This is a genomic window from Aestuariispira ectoiniformans, from assembly GCF_025136295.1.
Classification (GTDB): domain Bacteria; phylum Pseudomonadota; class Alphaproteobacteria; order UBA8366; family Aestuariispiraceae; genus Aestuariispira_A; species Aestuariispira_A ectoiniformans.
In genome coordinates this window covers 209,154-235,429 of the sequence record NZ_CP062788.1, presented here as the reverse complement: position 1 = coordinate 235,429, position 26,276 = coordinate 209,154, and the positions used below count along the sequence as shown (strand labels likewise).

Annotated in this window: 27 protein-coding genes and 2 tRNA genes; 19 read left to right on the top strand and 10 right to left on the bottom strand. The window is 56.9% G+C overall.

The window, feature by feature from the left end; all coding sequences use genetic code 11:
- Positions 1–8: 8 nt before the first annotated feature.
- From ctaD to IF205_RS01065, 8 genes are all read left to right on the top strand, one after another.
- Positions 9–1,601, top strand: a complete 1,593-nt coding sequence (ctaD, locus tag IF205_RS01100; protein ID WP_259781442.1) for a cytochrome c oxidase subunit I — start codon at positions 9–11, stop codon at positions 1,599–1,601.
- Positions 1,602–1,663: 62 nt separating this feature from the next.
- Entirely contained in the window at positions 1,664–2,581 is a 918-nt protein-coding gene (locus IF205_RS01095; protein WP_259781441.1) for a heme o synthase, read from the top strand.
- Between the two features lie 4 nt (positions 2,582–2,585).
- Positions 2,586–2,744, top strand: coding sequence for a hypothetical protein (locus IF205_RS01090; RefSeq protein ID WP_259781440.1), 159 nt, complete (start codon positions 2,586–2,588; stop codon positions 2,742–2,744).
- A gap of 14 nt (positions 2,745–2,758) precedes the next feature.
- A complete protein-coding gene (locus IF205_RS01085; protein WP_259781439.1) occupies positions 2,759–3,355 on the top strand; it encodes a cytochrome c oxidase assembly protein in 597 nt (198 codons plus the stop codon).
- Between the two features lie 75 nt (positions 3,356–3,430).
- Positions 3,431–4,276, top strand: coding sequence for a cytochrome c oxidase subunit 3 (locus tag IF205_RS01080; RefSeq protein WP_259781438.1), 846 nt, complete (start codon positions 3,431–3,433; stop codon positions 4,274–4,276).
- A 46-nt stretch (positions 4,277–4,322) separates the two neighbouring features.
- Positions 4,323–4,706 carry a DUF983 domain-containing protein gene (locus tag IF205_RS01075; RefSeq protein WP_259781437.1) on the top strand — a complete coding sequence of 128 codons (384 nt, stop codon included), beginning with the start codon at positions 4,323–4,325 and terminating at the stop codon, positions 4,704–4,706.
- 6 nt (positions 4,707–4,712) lie between these two features.
- The gene (locus tag IF205_RS01070) at positions 4,713–5,429 is read left to right on the top strand and encodes an SURF1 family protein (protein WP_259781436.1); all 717 of its coding nucleotides are present in this window, start codon (positions 4,713–4,715) and stop codon (positions 5,427–5,429) included.
- 53 nt (positions 5,430–5,482) lie between these two features.
- Complete coding sequence (locus IF205_RS01065; protein ID WP_259781435.1) at positions 5,483–6,151, top strand: hypothetical protein; 669 nt, start codon at positions 5,483–5,485, stop codon at positions 6,149–6,151.
- A 110-nt stretch (positions 6,152–6,261) separates the two neighbouring features.
- On the opposite strand, the gene IF205_RS01060 is transcribed toward IF205_RS01065, so the two are convergent.
- The 3 genes from IF205_RS01060 to IF205_RS01050 all read right to left on the bottom strand — a co-directional run bounded on the left by IF205_RS01060 (position 6,262) and on the right by IF205_RS01050 (position 7,601).
- Positions 6,262–6,408 carry a DUF1127 domain-containing protein gene (locus tag IF205_RS01060; protein ID WP_259781434.1) on the bottom strand — a complete coding sequence of 49 codons (147 nt, stop codon included), beginning with the start codon at positions 6,406–6,408 and terminating at the stop codon, positions 6,262–6,264.
- 268 nt (positions 6,409–6,676) lie between these two features.
- Positions 6,677–7,282: a PEP-CTERM sorting domain-containing protein gene (locus tag IF205_RS01055; protein WP_259781433.1), complete on the bottom strand. Its 606-nt coding sequence runs from the start codon at positions 7,280–7,282 to the stop codon at positions 6,677–6,679.
- A 242-nt stretch (positions 7,283–7,524) separates the two neighbouring features.
- Positions 7,525–7,601, bottom strand: a tRNA-Arg gene (locus IF205_RS01050).
- A gap of 378 nt (positions 7,602–7,979) precedes the next feature.
- On the opposite strand from IF205_RS01050, the gene IF205_RS01045 reads away from it, so the two are divergent.
- Together IF205_RS01045 and gpt are read left to right on the top strand one after the other, a co-directional pair.
- Positions 7,980–9,131 (top strand): hypothetical protein, encoded by a 1,152-nt coding sequence (locus IF205_RS01045; protein ID WP_259781432.1) that lies wholly within the window; start codon positions 7,980–7,982, stop codon positions 9,129–9,131.
- A gap of 179 nt (positions 9,132–9,310) precedes the next feature.
- On the top strand, positions 9,311–9,793 hold the full coding sequence (gpt, locus tag IF205_RS01040; protein WP_259781431.1) for a xanthine phosphoribosyltransferase: 483 nt from the start codon (positions 9,311–9,313) through the stop codon (positions 9,791–9,793).
- A gap of 68 nt (positions 9,794–9,861) precedes the next feature.
- Here the strand turns inward: gpt and IF205_RS01035 are convergent, their stop codons facing one another.
- On the bottom strand, positions 9,862–10,491 hold the full coding sequence (locus tag IF205_RS01035; protein WP_259781430.1) for a LysE family transporter: 630 nt from the start codon (positions 10,489–10,491) through the stop codon (positions 9,862–9,864).
- A 105-nt stretch (positions 10,492–10,596) separates the two neighbouring features.
- Here IF205_RS01035 and IF205_RS01030 point away from each other — a divergent pair, with 105 nt between their 5' ends.
- Positions 10,597–11,487, top strand: a complete 891-nt coding sequence (locus tag IF205_RS01030; RefSeq protein WP_259781429.1) for a LysR substrate-binding domain-containing protein — start codon at positions 10,597–10,599, stop codon at positions 11,485–11,487.
- Here the strand turns inward: IF205_RS01030 and IF205_RS01025 are convergent.
- The 3 genes from IF205_RS01025 to IF205_RS01015 all read right to left on the bottom strand — a co-directional run bounded on the left by IF205_RS01025 (position 11,484) and on the right by IF205_RS01015 (position 14,653).
- On the bottom strand, positions 11,484–12,254 hold the full coding sequence (locus IF205_RS01025) for a Crp/Fnr family transcriptional regulator (RefSeq protein ID WP_259781428.1): 771 nt from the start codon (positions 12,252–12,254) through the stop codon (positions 11,484–11,486). The genes IF205_RS01030 and IF205_RS01025 overlap by 4 nt on opposite strands.
- A 149-nt stretch (positions 12,255–12,403) precedes the next feature.
- Positions 12,404–13,843: a sensor histidine kinase gene (locus IF205_RS01020; RefSeq protein WP_259781427.1), complete on the bottom strand. Its 1,440-nt coding sequence runs from the start codon at positions 13,841–13,843 to the stop codon at positions 12,404–12,406.
- A gap of 63 nt (positions 13,844–13,906) precedes the next feature.
- The gene (locus tag IF205_RS01015; RefSeq protein ID WP_259781426.1) at positions 13,907–14,653 is read right to left on the bottom strand and encodes a TVP38/TMEM64 family protein; all 747 of its coding nucleotides are present in this window, start codon (positions 14,651–14,653) and stop codon (positions 13,907–13,909) included.
- Between the two features lie 285 nt (positions 14,654–14,938).
- Between IF205_RS01015 and rpmH the strand changes: the two genes are divergently transcribed.
- From rpmH to argB, 5 genes are all read left to right on the top strand, one after another.
- Positions 14,939–15,073, top strand: a complete 135-nt coding sequence (gene rpmH, locus IF205_RS01010; protein ID WP_259781425.1) for a 50S ribosomal protein L34 — start codon at positions 14,939–14,941, stop codon at positions 15,071–15,073.
- Positions 15,074–15,082: 9 nt separating this feature from the next.
- Positions 15,083–15,475 (top strand): ribonuclease P protein component, encoded by a 393-nt coding sequence (gene rnpA / locus IF205_RS01005; protein WP_259781424.1) that lies wholly within the window; start codon positions 15,083–15,085, stop codon positions 15,473–15,475.
- A 68-nt stretch (positions 15,476–15,543) separates the two neighbouring features.
- Complete coding sequence (yidC, locus tag IF205_RS01000) at positions 15,544–17,292, top strand: membrane protein insertase YidC (protein ID WP_259781423.1); 1,749 nt, start codon at positions 15,544–15,546, stop codon at positions 17,290–17,292.
- A 58-nt stretch (positions 17,293–17,350) separates the two neighbouring features.
- On the top strand, positions 17,351–17,995 hold the full coding sequence (gene yihA / locus IF205_RS00995) for a ribosome biogenesis GTP-binding protein YihA/YsxC (RefSeq protein ID WP_259781422.1): 645 nt from the start codon (positions 17,351–17,353) through the stop codon (positions 17,993–17,995).
- Between the two features lie 61 nt (positions 17,996–18,056).
- Positions 18,057–18,974 (top strand): acetylglutamate kinase, encoded by a 918-nt coding sequence (argB, locus tag IF205_RS00990; RefSeq protein ID WP_259781421.1) that lies wholly within the window; start codon positions 18,057–18,059, stop codon positions 18,972–18,974.
- 53 nt (positions 18,975–19,027) lie between these two features.
- Here the strand turns inward: argB and IF205_RS00985 are convergent, their stop codons facing one another.
- Positions 19,028–20,302, bottom strand: coding sequence for a DUF2336 domain-containing protein (locus IF205_RS00985; protein WP_259781420.1), 1,275 nt, complete (start codon positions 20,300–20,302; stop codon positions 19,028–19,030).
- A 183-nt stretch (positions 20,303–20,485) separates the two neighbouring features.
- Here IF205_RS00985 and IF205_RS00980 point away from each other — a divergent pair, with 183 nt between their 5' ends.
- Both IF205_RS00980 and lepA read left to right on the top strand, forming a co-directional pair.
- Positions 20,486–21,208: a pyrimidine 5'-nucleotidase gene (locus tag IF205_RS00980; RefSeq protein WP_259781419.1), complete on the top strand. Its 723-nt coding sequence runs from the start codon at positions 20,486–20,488 to the stop codon at positions 21,206–21,208.
- Between the two features lie 116 nt (positions 21,209–21,324).
- The gene (gene lepA / locus IF205_RS00975) at positions 21,325–23,130 is read left to right on the top strand and encodes a translation elongation factor 4 (RefSeq protein ID WP_259781418.1); all 1,806 of its coding nucleotides are present in this window, start codon (positions 21,325–21,327) and stop codon (positions 23,128–23,130) included.
- Positions 23,131–23,187: 57 nt separating this feature from the next.
- Here lepA and IF205_RS00970 read toward each other — a convergent pair whose 3' ends face one another.
- Positions 23,188–23,523, bottom strand: coding sequence for a hypothetical protein (locus IF205_RS00970; protein WP_259781417.1), 336 nt, complete (start codon positions 23,521–23,523; stop codon positions 23,188–23,190).
- Positions 23,524–23,714: 191 nt separating this feature from the next.
- Here IF205_RS00970 and IF205_RS00965 point away from each other — a divergent pair.
- A tRNA-Ser gene (locus tag IF205_RS00965) sits at positions 23,715–23,802 on the top strand.
- Between the two features lie 264 nt (positions 23,803–24,066).
- Here IF205_RS00965 and IF205_RS00960 read toward each other — a convergent pair.
- On the bottom strand, positions 24,067–25,773 hold the full coding sequence (locus IF205_RS00960) for a DEAD/DEAH box helicase family protein (RefSeq protein ID WP_259781416.1): 1,707 nt from the start codon (positions 25,771–25,773) through the stop codon (positions 24,067–24,069).
- Between the last annotated feature and the right edge of the window lie 503 nt (positions 25,774–26,276).

The window sequence follows — 26,276 nt, the reverse complement described above, 5'->3', positions numbered from 1 at the left end:
GAGAAAAGATGAGCAATGCTGCTAGCACCGACGCCCATCATGACGACCACGCCCCGCGTGGTTGGAAGCGTTGGCTCTATTCGACGAACCACAAGGATATCGGTACGCTGTACCTGTTCTTCTCCGTCTGTGCGGGGTTGATCGGCGGCGCCTTTTCCGTGTGGATGCGTCTTGAACTTCAGGATCCCGGCGTTCAGTGGATGAGCGACGGGCACCAGTGGAATACCATCATCACCGCGCACGGCCTGATCATGGTCTTCTTCGTGGTTATGCCGGCGGTGATCGGCGGGTTTGGTAACTGGTTCGTGCCGTTGATGATCGGCGCGCCGGACATGGCCTTCCCGCGGATGAACAACATCAGCTTCTGGCTGATCGTTCCGGCCTTCCTGCTGCTGGTTCTGTCCGCCGTGATTGGCGGTGGTGCCGGGACCGGTTGGACCGTTTATCCGCCACTGTCGTCGAAACTGGGTCATCCCGGACCGGCGGTGGATATGGCGATCTTCGCCCTTCACCTCGCCGGTGTGTCCTCCATTCTGGGGGCGATCAACTTCATCACCACGATTTTCAACATGCGTGCGCCGGGCATGACCCTGCATAAAATGCCGCTGTTTGCGTGGGCTGTGTTGATTACGGCCTTCCTGCTGGTGTTGTCCCTGCCGGTTCTCGGCGGTGCGATCACCATGCTGCTGACGGACCGTAACTTCGGCACGAACTTCTTCAAGCCGGAAGGCGGCGGTGACCCGATCCTGTACCAGCACCTGTTCTGGTTCTTCGGTCATCCGGAAGTCTACATCATGATCCTGCCGGGCTTCGGCATCATCAGCCATGTGGTTTCCACCTTCTCCAAGAAACCGATTTTCGGTTACCTGGGCATGGCATACGCGATGGTGGCAATCGGCTTCATCGGCTTCATCGTGTGGGCGCACCACATGTATACGGTCGGTCTGGACGTTGACACCCGTGCATATTTCACGGCGGCAACCATGGTCATCGCGGTTCCTACGGGGATCAAGATCTTCTCCTGGATCGCGACCATGTGGGGCGGTTCCATCCGCTTCACCACGCCGATGCTCTGGGCTATTGGTTTCATCTTCCTGTTCACGGTCGGTGGTGTGACCGGTGTGGTCCTGGCAAACGCCGGTATGGACCTGCAGTTGCACGATACCTACTACGTCGTGGCGCACTTCCATTACGTGCTGTCGCTGGGTGCGGTTTTCGCAATCTTCTGCGGCATCTACTACTGGATGGGCAAAATGTCCGGTCGTCTGATCCCGGAATGGGCAGGCAAGCTGCATTTCTGGCTCACCTTCATCGGGGTGAACCTGACCTTCTTCCCGCAGCATTTCCTGGGCCTGGCCGGCATGCCGCGCCGTTATATCGACTATGCTGACGGTCTGCATGGCTGGAACATGGTTTCCTCCTTCGGTGCCTATATCGCCTTTGGCGCAACCCTCTTCTTCGTTGGTCTGATGATTTACACCATGACCCGCGGCAAGAAGGCGGAAGCCAACTATTGGGGCGAAGGGGCAACCACGCTGGAGTGGACCCTGTCCTCGCCGCCGCCGTTCCACTGCTTCAACGATCTGCCGCGGGTTAAGTAACCCGCGGCCTATCGCCGAAGTGGAAGCATAAGCAAAAGACTGCATGAAACGGATTTTGACCTGTGGCTGATACCTCTATCGACTATCGCGAAGATGTGGCCAGCGGCTCGCTGGCGGGGGATGTGCGTGACTATATCGCGTTGCTGAAACCGCGTGTGATGTCCCTGGTTGTGTTTTCCGGTCTGGCGGGTCTCCTGGTTGCCCCGGGAGAGATACACCCGCTGCTGGCGGCGGTCGCGGTGCTTTGCATCGCGGTCGGGTCCGGCGCGGCCGGTGCGATTAACATGTGGTATGACCGGGATATCGACGCTGTGATGTCCCGGACGCAGGACCGTCCGATTCCGGCGGGCCGGGTTGATGCCAGCGAAGCGTTGAGCTTTGGCATCGCACTGTCCGCAGGCTCCGTCATGTTGATGGGGGTTGCCGTGAACTGGGTTGCGGCCGCGCTTTTGGGCGGTGCGATCCTGTTCTACGTCTTCATCTACACGATGTGGCTGAAGCGCAGTACGCCGCAGAATATCGTGATCGGCGGGGCGGCAGGCGCCTTTCCGCCAATGATCGGTTGGGCCGCAGTGACGGGTGACGTCTCGGTGGCCTCTGTTGTGCTGTTCGCTTTGATCTTCTTCTGGACCCCGCCGCATTTCTGGGCGTTGGCACTGTATCGTTGCGGTGACTATGCCAAGGCGGGTGTTCCGATGCTGCCGGTTGTTGCCGGTGACCGGGAAACCAAGAAACAGATGCTGATCTATACGGTGCTGTTGCTGCCGTTGGGATTGGCACCCTGGTATCTGGGGGTCGCCGGTTGGATCTATGGTTTGACTGCCCTGGCGATGGGTCTGGTCTTCCTGGCTGCTGCAATCGCGGTCTGGTTCGACGACAGTGACAAGTCGGCCAAGCGAATGTTCGGCTTTTCCATTTTCTACCTTTTCGTCCTGTTTGCGATGCTGATCGCGGACCGCGTCAACGGTCCCTGGATGTAAGGCAATGGCAAAGACAGACGAGGAAAAGAAAATGACTGACATGGAAGTTCGGGACGAAGGTCAACGCCGGTTACGCCGCAAGAATATGGCGCTGCTGGTCGCGATCGTGGCCCTGATGGTCATTCTGTATTTTGTGACATTGATCCGTACGGGATCGTTGTAGGACGCGAGACGGCAATGGTTGAAAAGCGCACAAAAAACAAAGGAGTTGCCCTTGTCTTCGTCGCCATGGCGATGGGCATGGTCGGGCTGACCTTTGCCAGCGTGCCGCTCTACAACCTGTTTTGCCGGGTGACCGGCTATGGTGGGACAACCCAGCAGGCCGATACAGGCTCCGATCGGGTTCTGGACCGTGATGTGGAGGTTCGTTTTGACGGCAGCGTCAATGCCTCCATGCCGTGGAAATTCCGGCCCGAACAGAAGTCTGTGCATCTGAAAGTCGGCGAACAGGCCATTGCCTTTTACAAGGCGGTCAATACCGGCCCTGAACGGGTGACCGGCACGGCGACCTTCAACGTCACGCCGCAGAAGGCGGGCCAGTATTTTGTGAAGATCGACTGCTTTTGCTTTACGGAACAAACATTGGAGCCAGGTCAGGACGCCGATATGCCGGTGACATTCTATGTCGACCCGTATATCGACGAAGATCCGGACATGGACGATGTTAAGACAATCACTTTATCCTACACTTTCTTCCGCAAGGAAGACCCCGATTCAGTATCGGAAGTGGAGGATGACGAGAGGGGACAGTCCGACGAAACACAGGTCAATTGACCGGCATTTCCAGGACTGTTGGCAACCGCCCGCAAACGTGGGCTTAGTTTGAAAGAAAGGGATGGGGGATAGAATATGAGCGCTGACAATCACGCCCCGAACCACGATTATCATCTGGTCGACCCGAGCCCGTGGCCCCTGCTTGGGTCTATCGCAGGCTTTGTCTTGGCCTTTGGTGCCGTTTGGTACTTCCACCCGGATATGTTCGCACCCAACCTGGCCGGTCTCGGCCCGTGGAAGGTTGCACCGGGCCTGCTGATGGTTCTTTACACCATGTTCGTCTGGTGGCGCGACGTTATCCGCGAAGCCCATGCCGGTCACCACAAGCCGGTTGTACAGCTTGGCCTGCGGTATGGCATGGCGCTGTTCATCGCATCCGAAGTGATGTTCTTTGTCGCCTTCTTCTGGGCTTACTTCGATCCCGCGCTTTTCTTTGATGACGTCCGCCAGTATCTGCGCGCCGACTTCATCGGCGGTATGTGGCCGCCGGCGGATATCGAATCTTTCGACGCCTTTGAACTGCCCTTCATGAATACGCTGATCCTGCTGCTGAGTGGCTGCACGGTTACCTGGGCGCATCATGCGCTGCGCGAAGGTCATCGTGACCAGGTCATCCAGGGCCTTGCAATCACGGTGCTGCTGGGTGTGCTCTTCACCTCCCTGCAGGCTTTTGAGTACAGCCACGCTGCTTTCGGCATCAAGGACGGCATCTACGCTTCCACTTTCTACATGGCCACCGGTTTCCACGGTTTCCATGTGATCGTCGGTACGATCTTCCTGGCGGTTTGCCTGTTCCGGACGATCAAAGGCGACTTTACACCCAGCCATCACTTTGGCTTCGAAGCTGCTGCCTGGTACTGGCACTTCGTCGACGTCGTCTGGCTGTTCCTGTTTGTTTGCGTTTACTGGTGGGGTAGCTGAGGCAGCTTCCCGTCCAGAGACGCTTTAATATAAGGTTGAGACCAAGATGAGCGAGTATCCCCCGCAATCCCCTTGGTCGACCGGACTACGCGGCCGCTGCCCACGATGTGGGCAGGGCCGTTTGTTTTCCGGCGCATTCGACATAGCGGATAATTGTGACAATTGCGGTCTGGACTTTGGCAAGGCCAATGTCGGCGACGGGCCCATCCCCTTTATCATCCTGATCGTGGGCTTTATCGGTGTCGGGCTCGGGCTGTGGCTGCAGCTGGCGTTTGATGCACCGATCTGGTTTCAGATGGTGATTACCATTCCGGTGATCATTATCGTGGCCCTTGCGCTGATTCGCCCCTTGAAGGGTATCCTGCTGGCGTTGCAATATCAGCATCGCGCCGGAGATACCGGTGGCGACACTTTCGACGAAGAAGACTGAGGGCTCATGAAGTTTAAATTCCGTTTTATGCCGACGCTGTTCACGGTGCCGGCCCTGATCGTCTTGGTGGGGCTTGGCGTATGGCAGCTCCATCGCCTGCAATGGAAAGAAACACTGATTGATCGCCTTCAGTCCCGTGCGGAGCAGGTGCCGGTCGATCTGCCGAAAGGCATGCTGGACGAGGCTGCGGATGAATTTCGTGCAGTTACCGTCACAGGGCATTTCGATAACGCCCATGAATTCTACCTCGTGAACCGGTCTCTCAACGGCAATGCGGGTATGCATATCCTGACTCCGCTGATCCGTGATGACGGTGATGGCGCGGTTCTGGTCGACCGTGGCTGGGTGCCGTTTGACAAGGTTGATCCGGCGACCCGTAAGCAGGGGCAGATAGAGGGCGAGGTTACCGTGACGGGCATCCTTCGCTTCCCGAAGGGTGCAAGTGTGTTCACGCCGGATAACGATATCGAAAAGAACAACTGGTTCTATATTGACCTCGACCGGATGGCGCAGCTCGCAAAGTTGAACTTCGAAAACTACTATATCCTTTCCGGTGACAAGGATATCCCGGGCGAATATCCGGTTGGTGCGCAATGGACCCTCGACGTGCCCAACAACCACCTGCAATATGCCCTGACCTGGTTTGGTCTGGCTGGTGCGTTGCTTGTTATCTACCTTGCCTACGCCCGTCAGGAGGCGCTCAAGGAGGCCGACGAGGACTAACAGGTCGACGGCTATTGTGGAATCAACGTGCAGGAGGCGATGTGGTGATGGGAATGTGCAGGTTTAAGGGACTCGTTGCCGCCGCCGTGCTGGCGTTTACGCCAGTCATCGCCTTTGCAGAACAGAAGACGGCCGACAATCCGGGCATCTTTCAGTCGATCCGCCTGAACGATGCCATGGTGCAATACCCCGCACCCTCCTGGGTCAGCGGAGGCGACCCCCGGGCGCAGAGCGAGTTTTACCGGAACCAGAAGGATAATGTGTTCATCCTGGAGCAAATCCCCAAGGGCGAGGATTTCGAACACTGGACCGCGCTCTATGCAATTATGGCAACCTATGAGCCGAAGTATTCCTTCAAGCAGTTTGTCGACGGCAGTGTTGCGGTCTTCGCGCAGAAATGTGGTCGTGATCATTTCAACGTCGAGGTCATGAACCAGAACGATACCACCGTACTTCTGGCGATCATGTGCGGCAGCTATACCAACGCCCATTCCGAATTCGGTTATTCACCCGATGTCGGTGACATCACGGCCATGCGTCTGGACAAGGTCCACGACAGCTTCATCAAGACATATCATCACTGGCGCGGGGATAAATTCGACCTCAAGGACCAGAATGGCTGGCCTGTGTCGCGTGATACGCTGATCACCATGCTGAAGCGCCTGGGAGCGATGAGAATTGCCTATGATCCGGCAGGGGTCACAAAGAAGCAGCCCCAGTAGCAAGCCTGAGATCCGCCAACCGTCGCGACGCAAAAAAAGAAGGCGCCTGGATTAATCCAAGGCGCCTAATTTCGAGGGAGTCGTCTAAGGGAGGTGTAATAAATTCGTGTTTAGCGTACGGCGCGGCGAGCGACGGTTTCGATATCTCCGCGACCGAAGCCCAGATCGTTGAGTTCACGATCGTCCAGTGAGCGCAGTTCGCGCAGGGTGCGGCGGTATTTGCTCCACTGGGAATAACGTTTTCTGATGCTGTTCATTTTCTTAACCCTCCGGGCCTTGTCGTCTTCGTGTTCAAAATTCCTTGGTTTTCTTGATTGGGAATATGCGCCCCTTCCCTGCGACGAAAAAGCGCTATTCCCGAAAGGGCGTTATGCGTTTTTTGCATGTCAAGAAATTTTCACACAAAGGAGGGGCGCGAACCTACCCGTCCGCATAGGTTTTAGTGGGATTTATGCTGCTTGAGGCCACAAAAAAAATCGGCGACCCGAAGGCCGCCGACTTTTAATCGATATTGCGTTGGCTGGATTATGCGGCCCGGCGACGCCTTGCGGCGAAACCAATGCCCATCAGGCCAAGACCGAGGATTGCCAGTGCAGCAGGCTCGGCAACGGCAATCGTGCGAACGGAGTCAATGTCATAACCGTCGTCAACCGGATAGATGAAGCGAGGGTCATTGATGTCGGACACATCGGTAATCCGCATCAGGTCAAAGATTTCGTTGCCGAAGCCAAACAGGCTCAGGCTGCCGCCGTTAACCTGTACGATGCCTGCGGTATACCAGGTGCCGTCGATTGCATCGCGAACTTCAACCTGTGCCTGTTCCGGATAGGTGCCCGGGGTCTGGCTGCCGAAGGTGGTTTCAATAACCATCGTGCTGGCGCCGAAAGTAGTCCCGAAACCCAGTTCCAGAGAACCGCCGAAACCGAGGCTGACGAAATCGCCATCCGTTGCCCCCAGAGCATGTGCCGGGTTAACGCGGTCTGAACGGAGAGAATCCCCATTTTTCTGCAGGCCGGGGTTATAATTCTGCCAAGAATTGGCATAAACCATGCCGGCATCGGCGTTGGCAGCCATCGCGAGCGTGCCGATTGCGACTGTCGCTGTTGCGATCAACGTCTTAAACATGTTCATCTTTGCTCTCCTCAAACGCAATATCGTAAATAGGCTCTGCCCCTTACTAAGCAACGAGCGTGCCAAGAAAAATAATATATTAAAAACAATATGTTATAAAAACTTTGGAGATTCCTCTTTGTGACTCTGTCAAGGATTCCGACATTAAATTGTCACAGAGTAGTGCCCGAAGTCACTATACCGGTAGTTGCGGTTAGGGAGGATAAACAAAAACCCCTCACAGCAGAGCTGTAAGGGGTTTGTGGCGCGCCCGGGAAGATTCGAACTCCCGACCTTTTGATTCGTAGTCAAATGCTCTATCCAGCTGAGCTACGGGCGCATATTCGATTTTGTTTGCCGCCCCGTTCGTTGGCGACGACGGGGATGTACTGCACGGCGTCGGGTTTGGCAAGCCCGGATTCAAATGTTTTTTAAAAAAATGTGACGGCCGGGCACAAAAGCTTGCGATTTTCCCGCAAAGACAGGCGCTCTTTATATAGATAACCCGCTTGTGACCTGCAGGCCAGTCAAGTAGTATCGCATCGACCGGCATAGAAAATATGAATCAATGTCGGTCTAACAGGTTGTTGCGCTGGGGCTTTTTGCATTAGTGTGCAAATCGGTTTAAATAGATTCTATACGGTCCGGTTGTAGACCTTTGTTTTGAGGTTTGATCGGATCTGGGGTTTCGATTTTTAGATAAAGGCAGATTTGGGGCATGGGTGTTTCGAAGAAGTTTGCCACGGCTTTGGTTGCGACCGGGGTGATGTTGGCCGGCTGCGGTGGTTCGCTTTGGCCGTCTCTTGAGGCGGAAGATCCGGCGGCGGAAACAGCGCCGCCGCCTGTAGTAGTACAGCAGGACGCAACGTCGGAGCCGACGGTTGTGGTGCAGCAACCCGCCGCACAGACCATGACCCCTATGGTCTCTACCGAAATGGTTGACCCGGGCAAGAGCAGCGGCACCTTCGTCGGTGACAAGATCACGGCAATGTATGGTGACCTCGGCAAACTGCAGCAGGCAGTCGGCAAGCTGGACCAGCGGGTCGTGAGCCTTCGTTCGACGACCATGGCCGGGTCGGACCAGTATCATGCGCTGCTTGGTCAGATCACGGCGCGCCTGCAGCGTGGCTCGACACCGGGTAACCCGGTCCTGGTTAGCCAGTGGAACAAGGCGCAGGTAGAGCTTGAACAGGTCGCGGAAACCATTCCCCAGATGACCAAGCTGAGTAATGAAGCAGCCGACCATGCCGCCTTCGGCCAGTATCTGCTGAGTTCCGTCCAGGCCACCTACGGCCTGAGCGGTGCGGTCGAGGAAGACCATATCCGGTTGCAGAAGCTTGAGGACGAGGTTCACCAGACCCTGGTCGAGATCGACCGTCTGATGAATGACCTCAGCCAGGATATAAACCGCCAGAATGTTTATGTGAACAACGAGCGCCAGAACATGACGACCCTGTCGTTGGCGATCAAGAATGGCGAGCTGTATGGCTCCAGCCTTGCGACGCGTGCCTTCACGCAGACCGAAAACCTGGCCCGTGCTGAAAGTCAGGCAACGGTTCCGCAGGCGAATGAACGTCCGCTGGTGATCATCCGCTTTGACCGTCCGAAGGTCGAATATCAACAGGCGCTTTACAATGCGGTCAGCCTGGCCCTGTCGCGCAAGCCGACGGCGACCTTTGATCTGGTCGCGGTTAGCCCGCAGCGTGGGACGGCAGCCCAGATGGCGTTGAACAGCGCCGCCGCCAAACGGAATGCCGAAGACGTCCTGCGGACGCTCACCGACATGGGCGTACCCAGCAGCCGCGTACAGCTTCTGGCCTCTACCGACCCCAATGTGGCCAACAATGAAGTGCGGATTTTCGTCCGTTAAGCGAAGTCCCGCCTAAAATCGAGACGCAAGGCCCGGCTGTCTAAGGACGCCGGGCCTTGTTTATTAGAAGCCGGAAAAATGACCGCTTCTTGCCGATGGGCGAAGGATAGTATAATAACGGCAAAATTTTTTTGCCCCTTTGTTGGGGTGTCCAAGAAGGTCAATAAAGGGGACTTGTCGTGAGCGACAAATATCATCTAGATTTTCCCGTATCCTGGGACGAGTTGCACCGGAATGCCCGTGCCCTGGCATGGCGTCTCGCCGAAGCGGGGCCGTTTAAAGGAATCGTAGCTATTACGCGTGGCGGCCTGGTTCCTGCTGCAATTATTGCGCGGGAGCTTGAAATACGCCTCATCGATACCGCCTGCGTATCCTCCTATGAACATAAGGACCTGGGAGAGTCGCTGATTCTGAAAGAGGTTGTTGCAACTGATGACGGAGAAGGCTGGCTGATCATCGACGATCTGGTCGATACCGGCACTACGGCCCGTGTTGTCCGTGAGATGCTGCCGAAAGCGCATTTCGCGACTGTGTATGCCAAGCCGGCGGGGCGTCCGATGGTGGACAGCTTTATTACCGAGGTATCGCAGGACACCTGGATTCTCTTCCCCTGGGACGTGGAACCGGCCTACGCAAAGCCGATCAAGGACCGCCGCAAGTAAGCGGGTCTATGGTTCGACGGAAAAGGCCGCAGCAAATGCTGCGGCCTTTTCCTTTTTCCGGGGCAGGGTCAGGACAGAGCCAGTTTTACCCCCAACCCGACGAGGCACAGGCCGATCACACGCTCAAGGCCGGTTTTGATGCGGCCGAACCAGGCTTGCAGCGTCGGGTGGGTCAAAAGGCCCGCGACAATGGAAAACCAGACCAGATGGGCAAGCGCGATGAATAAGCCAAAAGCCATCTGTGCCGGCATCGGTGTTGTCGGGGCAACCGCCTGACTGAAAAGCGCGATGAAGAATAGCGCCGTCTTGGGATTGAAGGCATTACACAGAAAGCCGTTCCGGAACATCTGAAACCGGGAAATGCGTAAGGGCTGGTCGTCCTGCTGCATGGCGCTCTGTGCTGTCGTACGCTGCTTCAGGAAGGCGCTGACCCCCAGATAGACGAGATAGGCCGCCCCGCCATAGCGCAGGATGTCCAGCAGCCAGTCCGCCTTCGCCAGTATGTAGCCCAGGCCCAGCAGGGTGTAGGTCACATGCACCGACACACCGCAGGCAATCCCCGCGGCGGTTGCCAGGCCCGCCGCCCGGCCATGCATCAGGCTGTTGCGGCTGGTTACGGCAAAGTCGGGGCCGGGGCTGATCACTGCCAGAATAGTAACGCCTGCGACGACGAGGATTTGGCTTTCCCAAGTATCCATTGGTTAAAAATCCTATCTGATTTTCATGTCCTGCCTTTAATAAACAGCGTTTCTATGCGAAAAAAATCGAATTAATTTATCGGTTTATGTGAGGGATGCTCACAGATGAGCCTGCGTCGGGAGTTGCCGCCAATGGGGGCCCTTGTCGGATTTGAGGCCGCGGGGAGGCTGGAAAGCATTACCTTGGCCGCGAGGGAGTTGAACCTGACCCATGGGGCTGTCAGCCGTTCAGTTCAGCAGCTTGAACAATTTTTCGGTTTTCCTTTATTCGAGCGCCGCAATCGCAGGATATTCCTTACAAGGAAAGGACGTTTGCTGTCCGGTCGCCTGACCGACCTGTTGCAGCAGTTGGGGGCCGTGGTCGATACGGTACGTCAGGAGGGTGAGGATGAGGTGCTGGTGCTGTCCTGTGAGCCGACATTGTCGATGCGCTGGCTTATGCCCCGACTGGCGGAAATAGACCGCGACGTCCGGGATACAACAGTTCAGCTTCGCACCGCCGGTGGCGGCATCGACCTGGCGAAGCAGGGTGTCGATCTGGCAATCCGGCGGTCGGATTTTCAATGGCCGGAGCATTATCATGCCACACCACTGGTCCGCGAGATGGTGGGGCCGGTTTGTCATCCCGACTATTGGGCCCGTGTGAAGGGCGATATGGGGCAGGTGACATTGTTGCATACAAAGACCCGGCCCGATGCCTGGCGGGATTGGTCAAGGAATGCGCAGCCGCTTCAGCACAACGGGCGGGAACGCGTCTTCGACCATTTTTACTTTTCGCTGCAGGCCGCCGTCGCCGGGCTGGGGATTGCGATCGGTCCCTCCCTGATGGTGCAGGAAGACATCGACGCGGGCCATCTTATCGCCCCGTTCGGCTTCGACTATTCGGGGTGCGATTATGTTGCCCTGTCGCTTCGGCCACTCGACGGGCGCGGCAAACTTGCAGAGCTTGTCGAGTGGCTGAAAACCCATATTCCGGGAGAGGCCGAAGCCTGCTAGATACCGTCGGCCAGTTCTTCCAGATGATCGAAATCGGGAATTTCCACCATGCCGCCTTCACGCAGACGAATGATGCCGTCGCGTTTGAGGTTGGTGAAGGTCCGGCTGACCGTTTCGGTCGTCAGTCCGAGATAGTCCCCGATATCGGCACGGCTCATCGGAACATAGATCGGGCCGGGTTCGTCACCACGGCGTTCCGCGCGGCGCGCAAGGGAAACAAGGAAGGAACACAGCTTTTCCTTGGCCGTCTTCCGGCCCAGCAACAGCATCTGATCCTGCGCCTGCGCCAGTTCGTTGGACGCCATGCCCAGAAGACGTTTTTCCAGATGGGGAAAACGGTCCAGCATATTTTCCAACTTGGCGCGCGGGAAGCGGCACAGCTTGACCGGGCTCACGGCCTCTGCCGAATAGGCGTAGGTCTCGTTCATGGCAATGCCGAGGAAATCGCCGGGGAACAGAAAACCCGTGATCTGCCGTCGGCCATCGGCCAACAGCTTGAACAGTTTTACCGCGCCGCCGGTCACATTGAAGAGATAATCGGCGGATTCCCCTTCGTCGATGATCGGCGCGCGTGCGGGCACTTCCAACGACGTGACGATGCTGGCCAGCATCGACAGTTCGTCTTCGTCCAGAACATTGCACAGCGACAGATCGCGAACCGCGCAGGCCGCGCAGGGGCTCAGCCCTTCGGCGGAATTTTCCCGCGTGGCCGGCTTTTGCGTCATGTCGAATGCAGCAGGGGAGAAGTTGTTGGTGCGACTATTCACTGTCGAATGCCCTTTGTCCCATAAAGCGTGTTACGCCGTTTCTTTTCATGTGGCGTTGCTTGGAAAGTAACTACACGCAATAGTTTACGGAAATGTAACGCGGGCGGGGGGATAATGTCAAAGATTCCTAATGCGGCAATTTGGCTGGCCTAAGCCCTTGTATGGCCTCCCTTCTTTGGAAGGCAAAGGCGGAATGTGGTGCCTGTGGCGCCGGTTTCCAGCATTTCAATGTCGCCGCCGTGGGCGCGGATCAATTCGCGGGCGATGGCCAGGCCCAATCCTGTCCCGCCGGACCGCGCAGACCCTTTGAACGGCTTGAAGAGGTTTGCCTGTGCGCGGGGCGGCAGGCCCGGCCCATTGTCCTTCACGTCGATCCAGATGGCGTTGTTGTCCCGTGCGGGGGCGTGATCGGGGCTGGCGACGAGGGTTATCGCTTCCGCACCGGCCTCGGCTGCATTGCGTGCGAGGTTACTGAAAATGCGGTAGACCTGATCCCGGTCTGCGTCCAGTTCCAGCCGGTCCAGTCCCTCGCAGGACAGGATTGCCCCGTTGGGCAGGGTCTGCCTGACCTCCTCCAGAACGGGGCCAAGTTCGAAATGCTGATAGCGGATTGGCGGCGTGCCCGTCCCGACATAGTCCAGTGTTTGCGTGCACAGGGCCACGGCCCGGTCGATGGAAGAGATCAGTGTCGGCGTGATGCGCTTTACCTCAGGGTCCTCAGATTGCTCCAGCCGGTCGGATACGACCAGCGCCGTGGACAGGATGCCCTTCAGGTCGTGATTGATCTTGGCGACCGCGGTCCCCAGGGCAGCCAGATGTTCCTTTTGTGCGAGAATGGAGTGCAGCCCGCGTTGCAGGTCGGCCAGTTCCTGCTGTGCCCGCCCGATTTCGTCGCGTCGGCGGCTGGGCATTATAATTCGGCTTTCGTCTTCCGGGTTTTCCGCGAATCGCACCATGTTGCGGGTCATGCGGCGCATGGGACGGACCAGAAACCATTGCAGCGCCAGATAGACCAGGCTTGCCGTAAAGATTGAAATGCCTAGCGACAACAGGAAAATACGCCAGGCAAAGGCGGTCATGGCGTCACGTAACGGCGCTTCGTCGATGATCAGGTCGACCACGGTCGTCGGGTCTTTGGGCGACCTGCCGACCACCCTGATTTTCCGGTCCTGAACCTGAAACAGGGTGGAAAAGGCATCCATGATGAGCATGAAGGCATTGGTGTTGCGGATATCGTATGAGGCGTCAACCGTGGGCGGCATGTCGTTGATCAGCGCCAGCTTTGCGCCGACGCGCTGAACCGCGATGCTGTAGGCATCCGCCTGGTGCAACAGCTCCATCTCCAGCTTTTCCGACACCATGCCGTCCGGCGTTGCATCAAGGGCAAGAATGGCCAGATGGCCGGCCCCCAGTTTCTCGTTGATCCAGGTGACGCGGAAATTGGCGACCGATGGCGCGAAGATCAGGACTTCGGCCAGCATCACAAAGGCAATCGTTAAAATCAGCAGGCGCGCAGACAGGCTGCGGACTGTCCAGGACCATATGCTGTCCGTGCGGGAGCTGCCTGCATTCATTTCCGGTTCATTCATCGCGAAAAACTATAGCAGCCTACGGATAACATTGACAATTTCGACGTGGCACCGGTCTCGATTTTACGGTTTTCCGGCGCGATGGCGGAATTTCTTTACCGCCGCCGGGACTAGGGCCAGAAGTCCCAACAGCGTCAGGGCGATCAGAATTTCCGGCGACAGGACGGTTTGCAGGGAAATATCGTCCCCGGCATCGAAAATGGACCCCAGGCCGCTGCCGACATTGGCGTAGACCACGGTGCCGGGGATGATGCCGAAAAAGGTGCCGATCACATAGGTGCGCAGCGATACGCCCAGAAAGGCCGGGACAAGGTTCACGACAAAGAACGGAAAGGCCGGAACGAGGCGCAGGAAAAGCAGATAGCTCAGCTCATTCTCGTGAAAGCCCTTCTCCAGCCTGTCCAACCAGGGACCCGCTTTCTGGTGCAGCGGGTCTCCCAGAGAGGTTTTGGCGACAAGAAAGAGAGCCGTTGCCCCGGCTGTGGCGGCGACAATGACATAAAGGCTTGCCTCGACCGTCCCGAACATGAAGCCGCCCGCCAGCGTCATGACGGCGCCACCCGGCAGGGAGAATATAACGACGATTGCATAGAGAACCATGAAGCAGGCTACCACCAGGAAGCGGTGGCTATCGACCAGTTGTAACAGGACTTCGCGGTTTTCGCGCAGCATTTCCGCGCTGAAATACTGATTGAGGTCCAGTGCGAAAAAAAGGATCAGGCCGGCGATCAGCAGGAAGACGGGCCACAGGCGTCTTATTGTAAATCCGTTCCGCTTACCGGTTTCTTTCCCTGGCGCTGCCATGGTCATCCCGCACAACCCATAATTATTCAACAATTTGACCTATTTATAAGATGCTATGTAGCCTTTGTTCCGCTCGCGTGCCAGTAAAGGCTCCGTGATGCATGCGTTAGCGGGCCGGGGGTGTCCGGTCGTCGTTTCGTGAAGTCTTTGTTACAGGATTCCCAATTTTTAAGATTCTCCGACCGCTGCGCGTTGACTTGCAGCGCTGCACGCACTATACAGCGGCGTTCGAATTTAGCGGCCTGTCCGTATACGGGACAGGTGCGACCGAAGAAAATATGGAGAAATATCGTGAAACGCACTTACCAGCCGAGCCAGCTCGTTCGCAAGCGCCGCCATGGCTTCCGTGCACGCATGGCCACCAAAGCCGGCCGCCAGGTTCTGGCAAACCGCCGCGCTAAAGGCCGCAAGCGTCTGTCCGCCTAAGGGCTGCCGATGTCTCCCGCCGTCGAAAGACTGAAGCGGCGGCCGGAGTTTTTGCGCGTGGCCGGTGCCCGGCGCAGCGCTGCCATGCCGGGTCTGGTTCTCCAGGCCCGCAAGTCTATTGCGCCAACCGAAGCAGTCCGGATCGGATTCACCGCCAGCAAAAAAGTTGGCAAGGCGGTGACCCGAAACCGGGCGCGTCGGCGTTTAAAGGCAGTGGCCGCCATGGTCATGCCGGTTCATGCCGAACCCGGGCATGACTATGTCCTCATCGCCAGAGGGGCGACACCGGACCGGCCTTACGACGCCCTCGTTCGGGACTTAAACAAGGCCCTCAAACGTCTGAAGCTTTGGCGGGACGAGGGAACAGAGGCAGGAGTGGACTCCACTCAGCCCAAGACATGAATCCGCAGTGACGGGCCAGGCTGTCAAACGGCCGCAGGGGATCGTCAGGACGCGAAACCGGGGTTTCCATGGACCAAAAAAACGTTGTTCTCGCTGTCGTATTGTCCATCGCCATTCTTGTGGGGTGGAACCTCTACGAACAATCGCAGGTGAAGGACTTGCCGCCGCCGCAGGAAACTGCGGAAGGCACCGCAACGCCTGCCCCCGCGTCCGCATCCAACGCCCAGGCAACGACGCAGCCGCAGGTTGGCGGAGCCGCCACGGCAGTTGCCCGTGACCGCAAGGACGTTCTGGTGGAAACGCCGCGTGTGACCATCAAGGCGCCGAAACTGTCCGGGTCGATCAATCTGAAAGGCGCCCGGGTCGATGACCTGACCTTGAGCGAATATGAGGTCGATCTGGACCATCCCGACGATAAGGTTGTCCTGTTGCAGCCCGCCGGTAGCCAGAACCCTTATTTCGTGAATTTCAACTGGTGGCTCGACAAGGGTTTCACCGCCCCGGACAATAACACGGTCTGGACGGCGGATTCCGACACCCTCGCCCCGGGCAAGCCGGTCACCCTGTCCTGGACCAACCCGCAGGGCGTTACCTTCCAGCAGATTCTGGGCCTGGACGACGACTATATGTTCTCGGTCAAACAGCGCATCGTGAACAACAGCGGCAAGCCGGTTCAGGCGGCGCCCTATGGTCTGATTTCGCGCATCGGCACACCCAAGGTTCTGGGCTATTACCTTCTGCATGAAGGCATGCTGGGCGTCTTCAACGACAAGTTGGAAGAAATCAAATACAAAGACCTGAAAGACGAACCAACTGCGAAAAACGATACGACCGGTGGCTGGCTCGGTATCACCGACAAATATTGGCTGACGGCTCTGGTTCCGGATCAGAAGTCTGACGTCAAGACCAGCTTCCGGGCGACGCCGCGCGGTGACGATTTCTCTTATCAGGCGGACTTCCTGGCGCCCGCAACGACGATTGCAGCCGGTGCCACGCAGGAAATGGGCAGCCATTTCTTCGCCGGTGCGAAGAAAAAGTCTCTGCTTGATCAGTATGCCGAAGAATACCAGATCCCGAAATTCGACCTGGCAATCGACTTTGGTTATCTCTACTTCCTGACCAAGCCGATTTTCTACGCCATTCACTGGTTGCACAGCTTCCTGGGTAACTTCGGTCTGGCGATCATCGTGCTGACCTTTGGTATCAAGGCGTTGCTGTTCCCGCTGGCGAACAAGTCCTACCGTTCCATGAGCAAGATGAAATTGCTGCAGCCCAAGATGCAGGAGATGAAGGAACGTTACGCGGATGACCGTCAGAAGCTGAATCAGGAAATGATGCAGCTTTACAAGAAGGAAAAGGTCAATCCGCTGGCCGGTTGTCTGCCGATCGTGTTCCAGATTCCGATCTTCTTCTCGCTCTATAAGACACTCTTTGTGACCATTGAAATGCGTCATGCGCCGTTCTTCGGCTGGATTCATGACCTGTCCGCGCCGGACCCGCTGGGTGTTCTGACGCTGTTCGGCACGATTGACTGGAGCGTCCCGGCGAGCCTGCATATCCTGAATATCGGGATCTGGCCGTTGATCATGGGCTTCACCATGTGGCTGCAACAGCGCCTCAATCCGTCGCCCGCCGACCCGGTCCAGGCCAAGGTGTTTATGTTCATGCCGATCATCTTCACCTTCATGCTGGGTCGTTTCCCCGCCGGTCTGGTGATCTACTGGGCAACGAACAACACGCTGTCGATTATCCAGCAATGGTTGATCATGAAGCGGATGGGTGTTGCCATCGGTGGTGGCAAGGCGGAAGCATCCTAAGTTAGTATTGAAACCGGCCCCCGTTGCGGGGCCGGTCTTTTATCCAGGTGGAACGGTTATGGAATTCGACGACGACCAGATAGAACGCGGGCGCCATTTGTTTGCACAGGCCTGCGAGTTCCTGCTCAGCGTGACCTCGCTCAAGACGCTGCCGGACGCCAATTACCCCGAAGTTGCCTTCGCGGGCCGGTCCAACGTGGGCAAATCCAGTCTGGTGAATGCCCTGACGGGACGGAAGACCCTGGCGCGGACCAGTAATACGCCGGGCCGGACCAAACAGTTGAACTTCTTCAACCTGGGCCGCCGCCTGATGCTGGTGGACCTGCCGGGCCATGGCTATGCACGGGCCTCCAAAGAGGATATCCGCATCTGGACGGGGCTTGTGAAAGATTATCTGCGTGGGCGCAGCAACCTGAAACGGCTTTGTTTGCTGGTCGACGCGCGCCATGGCTTCAAGGCATCGGACCACGATCTGATGGATATGCTGGACGAGGCGGGGGTTGCCTATCAGATTATCCTGACCAAGATCGACAAGGTAAAAAGGGCGCAGGTGGATGACACCGCGCAAAAGGTCGAGAAGGAAATCAAGACACGGGCGGCAGCGCATCCCTTCCTGTTCAGGACCAGCTCCCAGACGGGGCAGGGGGTTCCGGAAGTCCGTGCCCTGCTGTCGGAATTGGCTTTGGAAGAGCCTCTGAGGTAGACTCATTCGCATGGAAAGAAAGACGCATAGACATAATCGAACTGGTGGGGGTGGATTGGCCATGGACAAAACGAAACGGCGCCTGGAATGGTTGGAAAAGGCAGGCCTGCTGACAGAGGCGCTGCCCTATATGCGCCGCTATAGCGGGGAAACCCTGATCATCAAATATGGCGGCCATGCCATGGGCGACGAGACGCTTTCCAAGAAATTCGCACGCGACATCGTTTTGCTGAAACAGGTGGGAATCAACCCCATAATCGTCCACGGCGGCGGACCGCAGATCGGGGCGATGCTGAAGCGTATCCAGAAGGAAAGCGAATTCGTGGATGGCCTGCGGGTGACGGATGAGGAAACCGTCACGATTGCCGAAATGGTCCTGTGCGGTAACATCAACAAGCAAATCGTCGCCGCCCTGCAGGCCGAAGGTGGCCGGGCGGTGGGGATCGCGGGCAAGGATGCGGGCCTGATCCGGGCGCGCAAACTGACCCGTACCAAGAAGGACCCCGATTCCAATATCGAACAGGTTCTGGACCTGGGTTTTGTCGGTGAGCCGACCACGGTTGATCCGTCCATTTTGAATCTTTTGACGGATTCGGAATTCATTCCGGTAATCGCGCCGATTGGCTGGGGCGAGGACGGCCACACCTACAATATCAATGCTGATACCGCCGCTGGTGCGATTGCAGGCGCGGTGGGGGCGCGTCGCCTCTATCTGCTGACCGATATCGCGGGCGTCCTGGACAAACAGGGCGAGTTGATCCGCGATATGAACCTCAGCCGCGCGCGGGAACTGATGACCGACGGCACCCTGTCCGGCGGCATGATCCCCAAGGTCGAAACCTGCATCCATGCCATTGAGGAAGGGGCAGAGGCCGCTGCCATCCTGGATGGCCGCCACGCCCATACCATTCTGCTGGAAATCTTTACCGAACTTGGGGCAGGGACAATGATCTGGGGCGACGACAAGCCGCTCGGCTAGGTCGTTTCAGGAATGCAAAAGCCCCCGGTCCGGGGGGCTTTTTCTTTTGCTGCCTACAGTTCTTTCAATAGTCCGGTTAATTCATTCGGCGTGAGGGCGAAGTCGCCCTCATCTGTGGGGCCGATGACCCTGTCCGGCCTGACCCGGCCCATCTGGACCTGAACCAGACGCGCAAAATGCGCGCTCAGGCCTGCCTTCCAGCAGATGGCGAGGGTTCGCCGTGGTCGTTGCGCGCCAAAGGTTTCCGCGATGATTGCAGTATCCAGGCCACTGAGAACAGACACCGCCGCCACAACAAACTGCCGCTTGCCCTCGTCGAAGGCCTCTTCAATGACCTCAGCCGTCAGCTTCCCACGTTTGTGCAGTTCCTGGGCATGTTTCAGGACGGCATTGTCGGAGCCCCAGTCGATACCGTTATTGTCATCGCCCTGGTCGCTCTGGTCCGCGATGCGCGTTTCCACCGCCTGCGCGAGTATCACCAGCGTATCGTCGTCGAGGTCGAGGCGCTTCTGCATGTCGTCCAGAAGGTTCATGGCGACGAAACTGGCCAACCGTTGAACAGTTTTTGAAGAGAGCGCCGGGCGTCGCGTCAGAGGCTTGTGCCAGTCTTCGACTTCAGGCGCGCGCTCAAGGATATTGTCCAGGGATTTGTCACTGATGGCGGCTTTGGGGTTTTCCAGCAGGTAGGTAATATCCCGCTCGCTGCCTTTTTCGACGATTGCGTCGGCCACACTCTCGGTGACCGTGCTTCGTTGTGAAATGGACGACAGCGCGCCTTGGACGGGGGCGCTGTAAATGATGTCGATAAGGTCCGCCTCCGTCAGGACGGGAGAGAATTTAAGTACCGGCTCCGCAACAGCATGTATGTCATCACTGGCGAGTTTTTTGACAATGTCGCGCGGGGCGTTGGGCATGTCCTTCAATGTCTCGGAGAGGATGAGGCGCACCCGCTCGAGCTGATCGTCGGCCAATGCCGCCAGAATATCCACCGTCAGCTTATAAACGGTGCGGCGCTTGTCCTCCGGCAGGTTGGGCGTTACCCGCGCAATCTTGCCAGCCAGGTCAAACCGGACGTCGGGATTGTCGTCGCCGGTCAGAAGCAGGTCTGCCTTGCGGGGCGTTTTGACATTGCAGGCAACGGACCGCCGTACGCCTATGTCATCGTCCTCCGCCAGATAATAGAGAACTTCCGGCGGACAGTCGGGATGGTCGGCCAGGGCCTTGCGGACGTTTGCATTGTCATCGCGCGCCAGATGGCTTGCGGTTTCATAGTCCAACCGGTTGGGAATTTTCGGATGGCTGGGAATATATTTGTTTTGCGGGCTCAAACCTTATCCATTTTCTATTTTTTGTACCCCATGTCCCTTTACCGAATGTAATCCTACTGTCCGCCATCGTCCAATTTTTGTTGCAGCCCTGAAAAAATACCCGACCACTGTCCGGTGCGGCTTGCTTTTGCCCGATGGAAAAAGCACTCTGGCGGCCAGATGGAATTGGAAAGGGTGATACCCGTGCCGGATACAAAACAAGCGATGCTGGATGGGATGAGTGAGGCCGACTGGAAGGCTCTGTTGGCGACGGAGACCTGGGTCTTCGACCTGGACAACACGCTTTACCCGCAGCGCTGTAACCTGTTTGCCCAGATCGACCGGAAAATGGGTGATTTCATCAGTCGTTTTCTGGGGATTGACTATGACGAGGCGCGTGTCATCCAGAAACGCTATTTCAAGGAACATGGCACGACCCTGAACGGCCTCATGCACCATCATGACATGGCGCCGAAGGAATTCCTCGATTTCGTCCATGATATCGACTATTCGCCGGTGTTGCAGGATGACCGTCTGGACAAGGCGCTGGAGGAATTGCCGGGCCGGAAGATCGTCTTCACCAACGGCACCGTGGATCACGCCAAAGCCACACTGGCGCAACTGGGTATTGGCGGGCATTTCGACGCGATTTTCGATATCGTGGCCTCCAACTATATCCCCAAACCCAACCCGGAACCCTATGCGGCGCTGATCAAGGCCTATGACATCGACCCGTCCAAGGCGGTAATGGTCGAGGATATGGCGAAAAACTTGAAGGAACCGGCGCGTCTCGGTATGACCACTGTGTGGGTGCGTACCTCCGAGGAATGGTCCAGCATGGGGTCCGAAGGCGGGCATGTGCATCACATTACCGACGACCTGTCGGACTGGTTGCACGCGCTGGTGCATGGAGACTACGGTCTCTGACACGAAACTGGCGGAAACCGCCGCACCACCTGTTTGAATCCCGTTGCCAATTGAGGGCCGCGAGCCTATCTTGCGCGCGGATTTGCACGATTGTGCAGTGAGTAGGAAAGCCGTTCATGACTATCGACCAGTCTCGTATTCGTAACTTCTCGATCGTGGCGCATATCGACCATGGGAAATCGACCCTGGCGGACCGCCTGATTCAGGTTTGCGGTGGATTGACCGACCGCGAGATGAAAGAGCAAGTGCTCGACAATATGGAGCTGGAGCGTGAGCGCGGCATCACCATCAAGGCGCAGACCGTGCGCCTGGAATACAAGGCCAAGGATGGGGAGACCTACATCCTGAACCTGATGGATACGCCGGGCCATGTGGACTTTGCCTATGAGGTCTCGCGCTCTCTGGCTGCCTGCGAAGGCGCGCTGCTGGTGGTGGACGCCAGTCAGGGTGTGGAGGCGCAGACGCTGGCCAATGTCTATCTGGCCATGGACAATGACCTGGAGTTGCTCCCGGTCCTCAACAAGGTTGACCTGCCTGCCGCCGAACCGGACCGCGTTCGCGAACAGATCGAGGATGTGATCGGCATTGACGCCAGTGGTGCGCTGGAAATTTCCGCCAAGACCGGCGTCGGCGTGCCGGACGTGCTGGAGGCGATTGTCGAACATCTCCCCGCGCCCGAAGGCGACCGTTCGGCATCACTCAAGGCGATGCTGGTCGATAGCTGGTATGACCCCTATCTGGGCGTCGTAATTCTCGTCCGTGTGAAGGACGGTGTTCTGAAAAAGGGCATGAAGGTCCGGATGATGTCCCAGGGCTCTGCCCATGAGGTGGACCGGGTCGGTATCTTCACGCCGAAACATGTGATGATCGACGAGTTGGGCCCGGGCGAGATGGGTTTCATCACCGCCAGTATCAAATCGGTCCATGACTGCCAGATCGGTGACACCATCACCGATGACCGGAAGCCGACGGACAAGCCCTGGGGCGGGTTCAAACCCTCCGTGCCGGTGGTCTTCTGCGGCCTGTTCCCCGTTGACGCCAGCGATTTCGAACATCTGCGCGACAGCCTGGGCAAACTGGCGCTGAACGACGCCAGCTTCCAGTTTGAAATGGAAACCAGTGCGGCGCTGGGCTTCGGTTTCCGTTGCGGTTTCTTAGGCCTCCTGCATCTGGAAATCATCCAGGAACGCCTGTCGCGTGAGTTCGATCTGGACCTGATTTCCACCGCGCCGTCGGTTGTCTACAAGATCGACCTGACGGATGGCACATCGCTGGAACTGCATAACCCGGCGGATTATCCGGATGTCACCAAGATTACCAATATCCAGGAACCCTGGATCAAGGCGACGATCCTGGTACCGGATGAATTCCTCGGCCCCGTGCTGACGCTTTGTACCGAACGCCGGGGCGAGCAGGTGGACCTGACCTATGTGGGCGACCGCGCCATGGTGGTCTATAATCTGCCGCTGAACGAAGTGGTCTTCGATTTCTACGACCGCCTGAAGTCGATCACCAAGGGCTATGCCTCCTTCGACTATGAGATCACCGAGTATCGCGACGGTGATCTGGTGAAGGTTCAGATCATGATCAACAGCGATCCTGTCGACGCGCTTGCGATGATCGTGCACCGCAACCAGGCGGAATATCGCGGCCGGGCGATCTGTGCCCGTCTGAAGGACCTGATCCCGCGGCAGTTGTTCAAGGTGGCCCTGCAGGCGGCGATCGGTGGCAAGATCATTGCCCGTGAGACGCTGGGTGCGTTGCGCAAGGATGTGACCGCGAAATGTTATGGCGGTGATATCACCCGTAAACGCAAGCTGCTGGAAAAGCAGAAGGAAGGTAAAAAGCGGATGCGCCAGTTCGGCAAGGTGGAAATCCCGCAGTCGGCCTTCCTGGAAGCGCTCAAGATGGGCGATAACTGATTGCCATCGACGGCATGTGAAGAGCGAGGCGGCAGTAATGCCGCCTTTTCTTTTGCCCTAATTGTGGAAAGTGGTTTTGGCTTTGCGGTCACGGCCGAGATAGACCATCAGGCCGCCGACCAACAGCAGGAAGACCACGACACGCAGCATGCTGTCCCAGGCGGGCAGTTGCAGCAGGCCGTCCTGGAACACGGTGAGCCAGACCTGTGTCAGCCCCAGATAGCGTTCCAGAATAACCTGCGTATACTGCAGGCTTTGCAGATGCAGGTGATACCAAAGCTGTCCGGCAGGCTGTGTGATGTTGTTGCCTGACAGCCAGATGCCGATCGCCAGTGCCATCAGCACCAGCGCCAGAATGATGAAGAGTCGACCCAGAATTCGAAATATGATCATTTGTCTATTGGCGGCCCTGCCCGCGTTTTTTCCCTGAAAGACCCTAGAACAACCCGGGCCTCACGCGCAAGAGGGTGTGCGATAGGAAAAAAGTTACCAAAATTTGTAAATAGCGTCTTGCACAGACCGCCCGCTTTTTGTAGGTTCCCCGCGCCCAAGGGAAGAACCTGCTTCCAAGGGCAGCGAAATTTGGAGAGATGGCCGAGCGGTTTAAGGCGCACGCCTGGAAAGCGTGTTGGGGGCAACCCCTCAGGGGTTCGAATCCCCTTCTCTCCGCCAGAGCTTTCAAGAAGGTCCCATTCGGGGCCTTTTTTGTTGTCTGGTCTATGCTTTCCGTTGTGCAACCGGTAGCGTCATCTTGGATGGGATCAGCCAGTAGCAGACGCGCAGTGTAGCAACTTGTGGATCAACTGTGAATCCCGATTGGCGAAAAAACCGATAGTCAGACAAAGACGCGGGAAACGATAAGTCCCCCTTCCGGCCCCTATGACAAGCACGGGGGTACCGGGGGGAAAGTTTCGTCTCGCTATATGTTATAGGTGCTCAGAAATTTGTGCCAAAATCGAACGGTCTTGCATCATCGTTGTCGTTGGTGAACCCATATACTGCGGCTTCTTTGATAAATCCGCTGGGATTGTGCCCTTTGCCGTGCTCGACGACACCCAAAGCGAGCAGGGCTTCTTCAAAGTCAGGATTTCGTCTGACGCTTCTGCGGAAGTTCTTCATGTCGCTCATTCCGATTGTTGAGGCGACCTCTTTGAAGGTGATTAGAGTGTCGGGAGACAACTCAAGATGCTCCTGAATACGTTTGATGGCCGCACCGACTTTTCCTCGGAGAACCTTCTCGATTGGTTGCCATCGCCGCACGTGGCATCCGGGGAATATCGAAGGCAGGGCTTGCCGAATGCCGCTATTGGCCGCCGCAATAATATAGGCGTCGCAAGGAGCACAGGCGTCGTTGATACATTTCCGCACCGCTCCTCGACAAAGGGCCTGGAGAATAAGATGACTATGTTCGCCAACCTGAACGGCTTCATAGTCGTGACGTGTCAGGGCTTGATCGGGAGCGTAGCCAGAGCCCAGGCGGCCCAGAGCTTCATATTGTGATGGACGATAGAACAGCGTACCCGCCAGGATGACGTTTTTGATATGGGCGTAAGCGTTGGTTCCATGATGGTTTCCCCAGTGAATGAAATGAATACGGCCTTTGTCACCATCGACCAGATCGCGAACTTGCGATGGGATATCGAGATTGGTGCCGGGTTTGTGGTGCACCACCAACCATTCCTCCCGAGGCTTGGTGTTGATGGTGGAGACAATGCCGTCTATCAGGGCTTGGCTCTCGCGCTGGAAACTGCTCTTGCCGCCACCCTTGTTCCAGACGTAAATGTTTAGATTTTGATACTGTTTCGCCGCATGGCTGAGCATGACAAGGTTTCCACGACGCTCCTTCCAATGGCGATATGTCGTGCGGACGCGGCCCGAGGCATCCAAGACGAGCAATGGCATTAGGTCTTCCGGCAAGGTGTCTCTGAAATCCAAAGCTGTGTTGCCGATGGCTCCGTCTCTTCGGACCGTGGCGGACCTGCCCGATAGCTGCCAGAGACCGGAGGCGGCATCACGATGACTTTGGTGGCTTCCCGACAGCAATCCCAGAACATCGTTGAGATCGACGTTGAAGTCTTCCTCAAGGTTGGGAACCTGGACTTTTGCTCCATCCTCCGCATTGCGAAGCGCGTTAAAGAAGCTCTCGACAGCGTCTGTTAGTTGCGGATGCGCCTTTCGAAGGGGCGCAAAAAGGTGAGCGATTTCGTCACGGTTCACGGTGATTGTTTGACCGGGCAAGATAGCCTCATCCCAGATTCGAACTTCCCTGGCATGACCCCGATAGTGAAAGGCCTCAACGTCACAGAAGTTCAATCCATCACAACGTTTCTCGATCATCTGTTGCGTGGTGAACAGGACACGGGCTTCGTTGGAATTCTCCGCTCCAAGTTCGTTTAGGTCGTCGTTGCTGGTGAAGACTGCGAATTCGTCTTTCTGAAGTTCCAGTTCATGAGCCAATTTTGCAATCTCGTCGAGCCGGGAGACACAAATCAGCACGGAAACCCCAAAATGATCCTGTGATTGGAGCAGGATTTTTATGAAGTGGGTAATGGTCTTGGTTTTACCGACACCGGGATCAAGGCTGGACAGGTAATATCGTGGTGGACAGGTACCTTCCGCCATCCGCTGCAATGTGTCGGCCATATCCTCCAAGGCTGACCACATCTGATCAGAGGGGCGATGATCGGTTTCCGTTTCGAAATAGAGACGCAGACTGGCTATGGTCTGCCTTGTAAGGCTGAGTGTTGATTGACTATCCGTGGGGGTCAAACTCTGTAATGGAGACTTATAACAAGAATTGACCCCCTGCCTGTGGTGGGTGAGGAGTTGGTCGTATTGCGCTTTCGCACAAGAAGAAGGCTTCATATACGTCTTTCCTATTTAATTGAGGGTGTTTCTGCGAGAGGGAGGTGGTTTGTGTGCTGGGGCGTGATTGCTGTTTGTCGCCAGGGCGTTGGGGCCTTTCGTCTCTAGTGGGCACTAATTCCGGATCAGCGTCTCCGGCACACGCTGACCCCACCGGCTTCTATTTCTCTGAGGGTGCAACTTAATTGCATTTGATGGATTGGTAGAATGTGTGGGAACAGTGGTTTGACCTCAGGCGAGGAAAAAGTTGTTCTGATCCTCTCATGGTTGCTAGGTTAAGC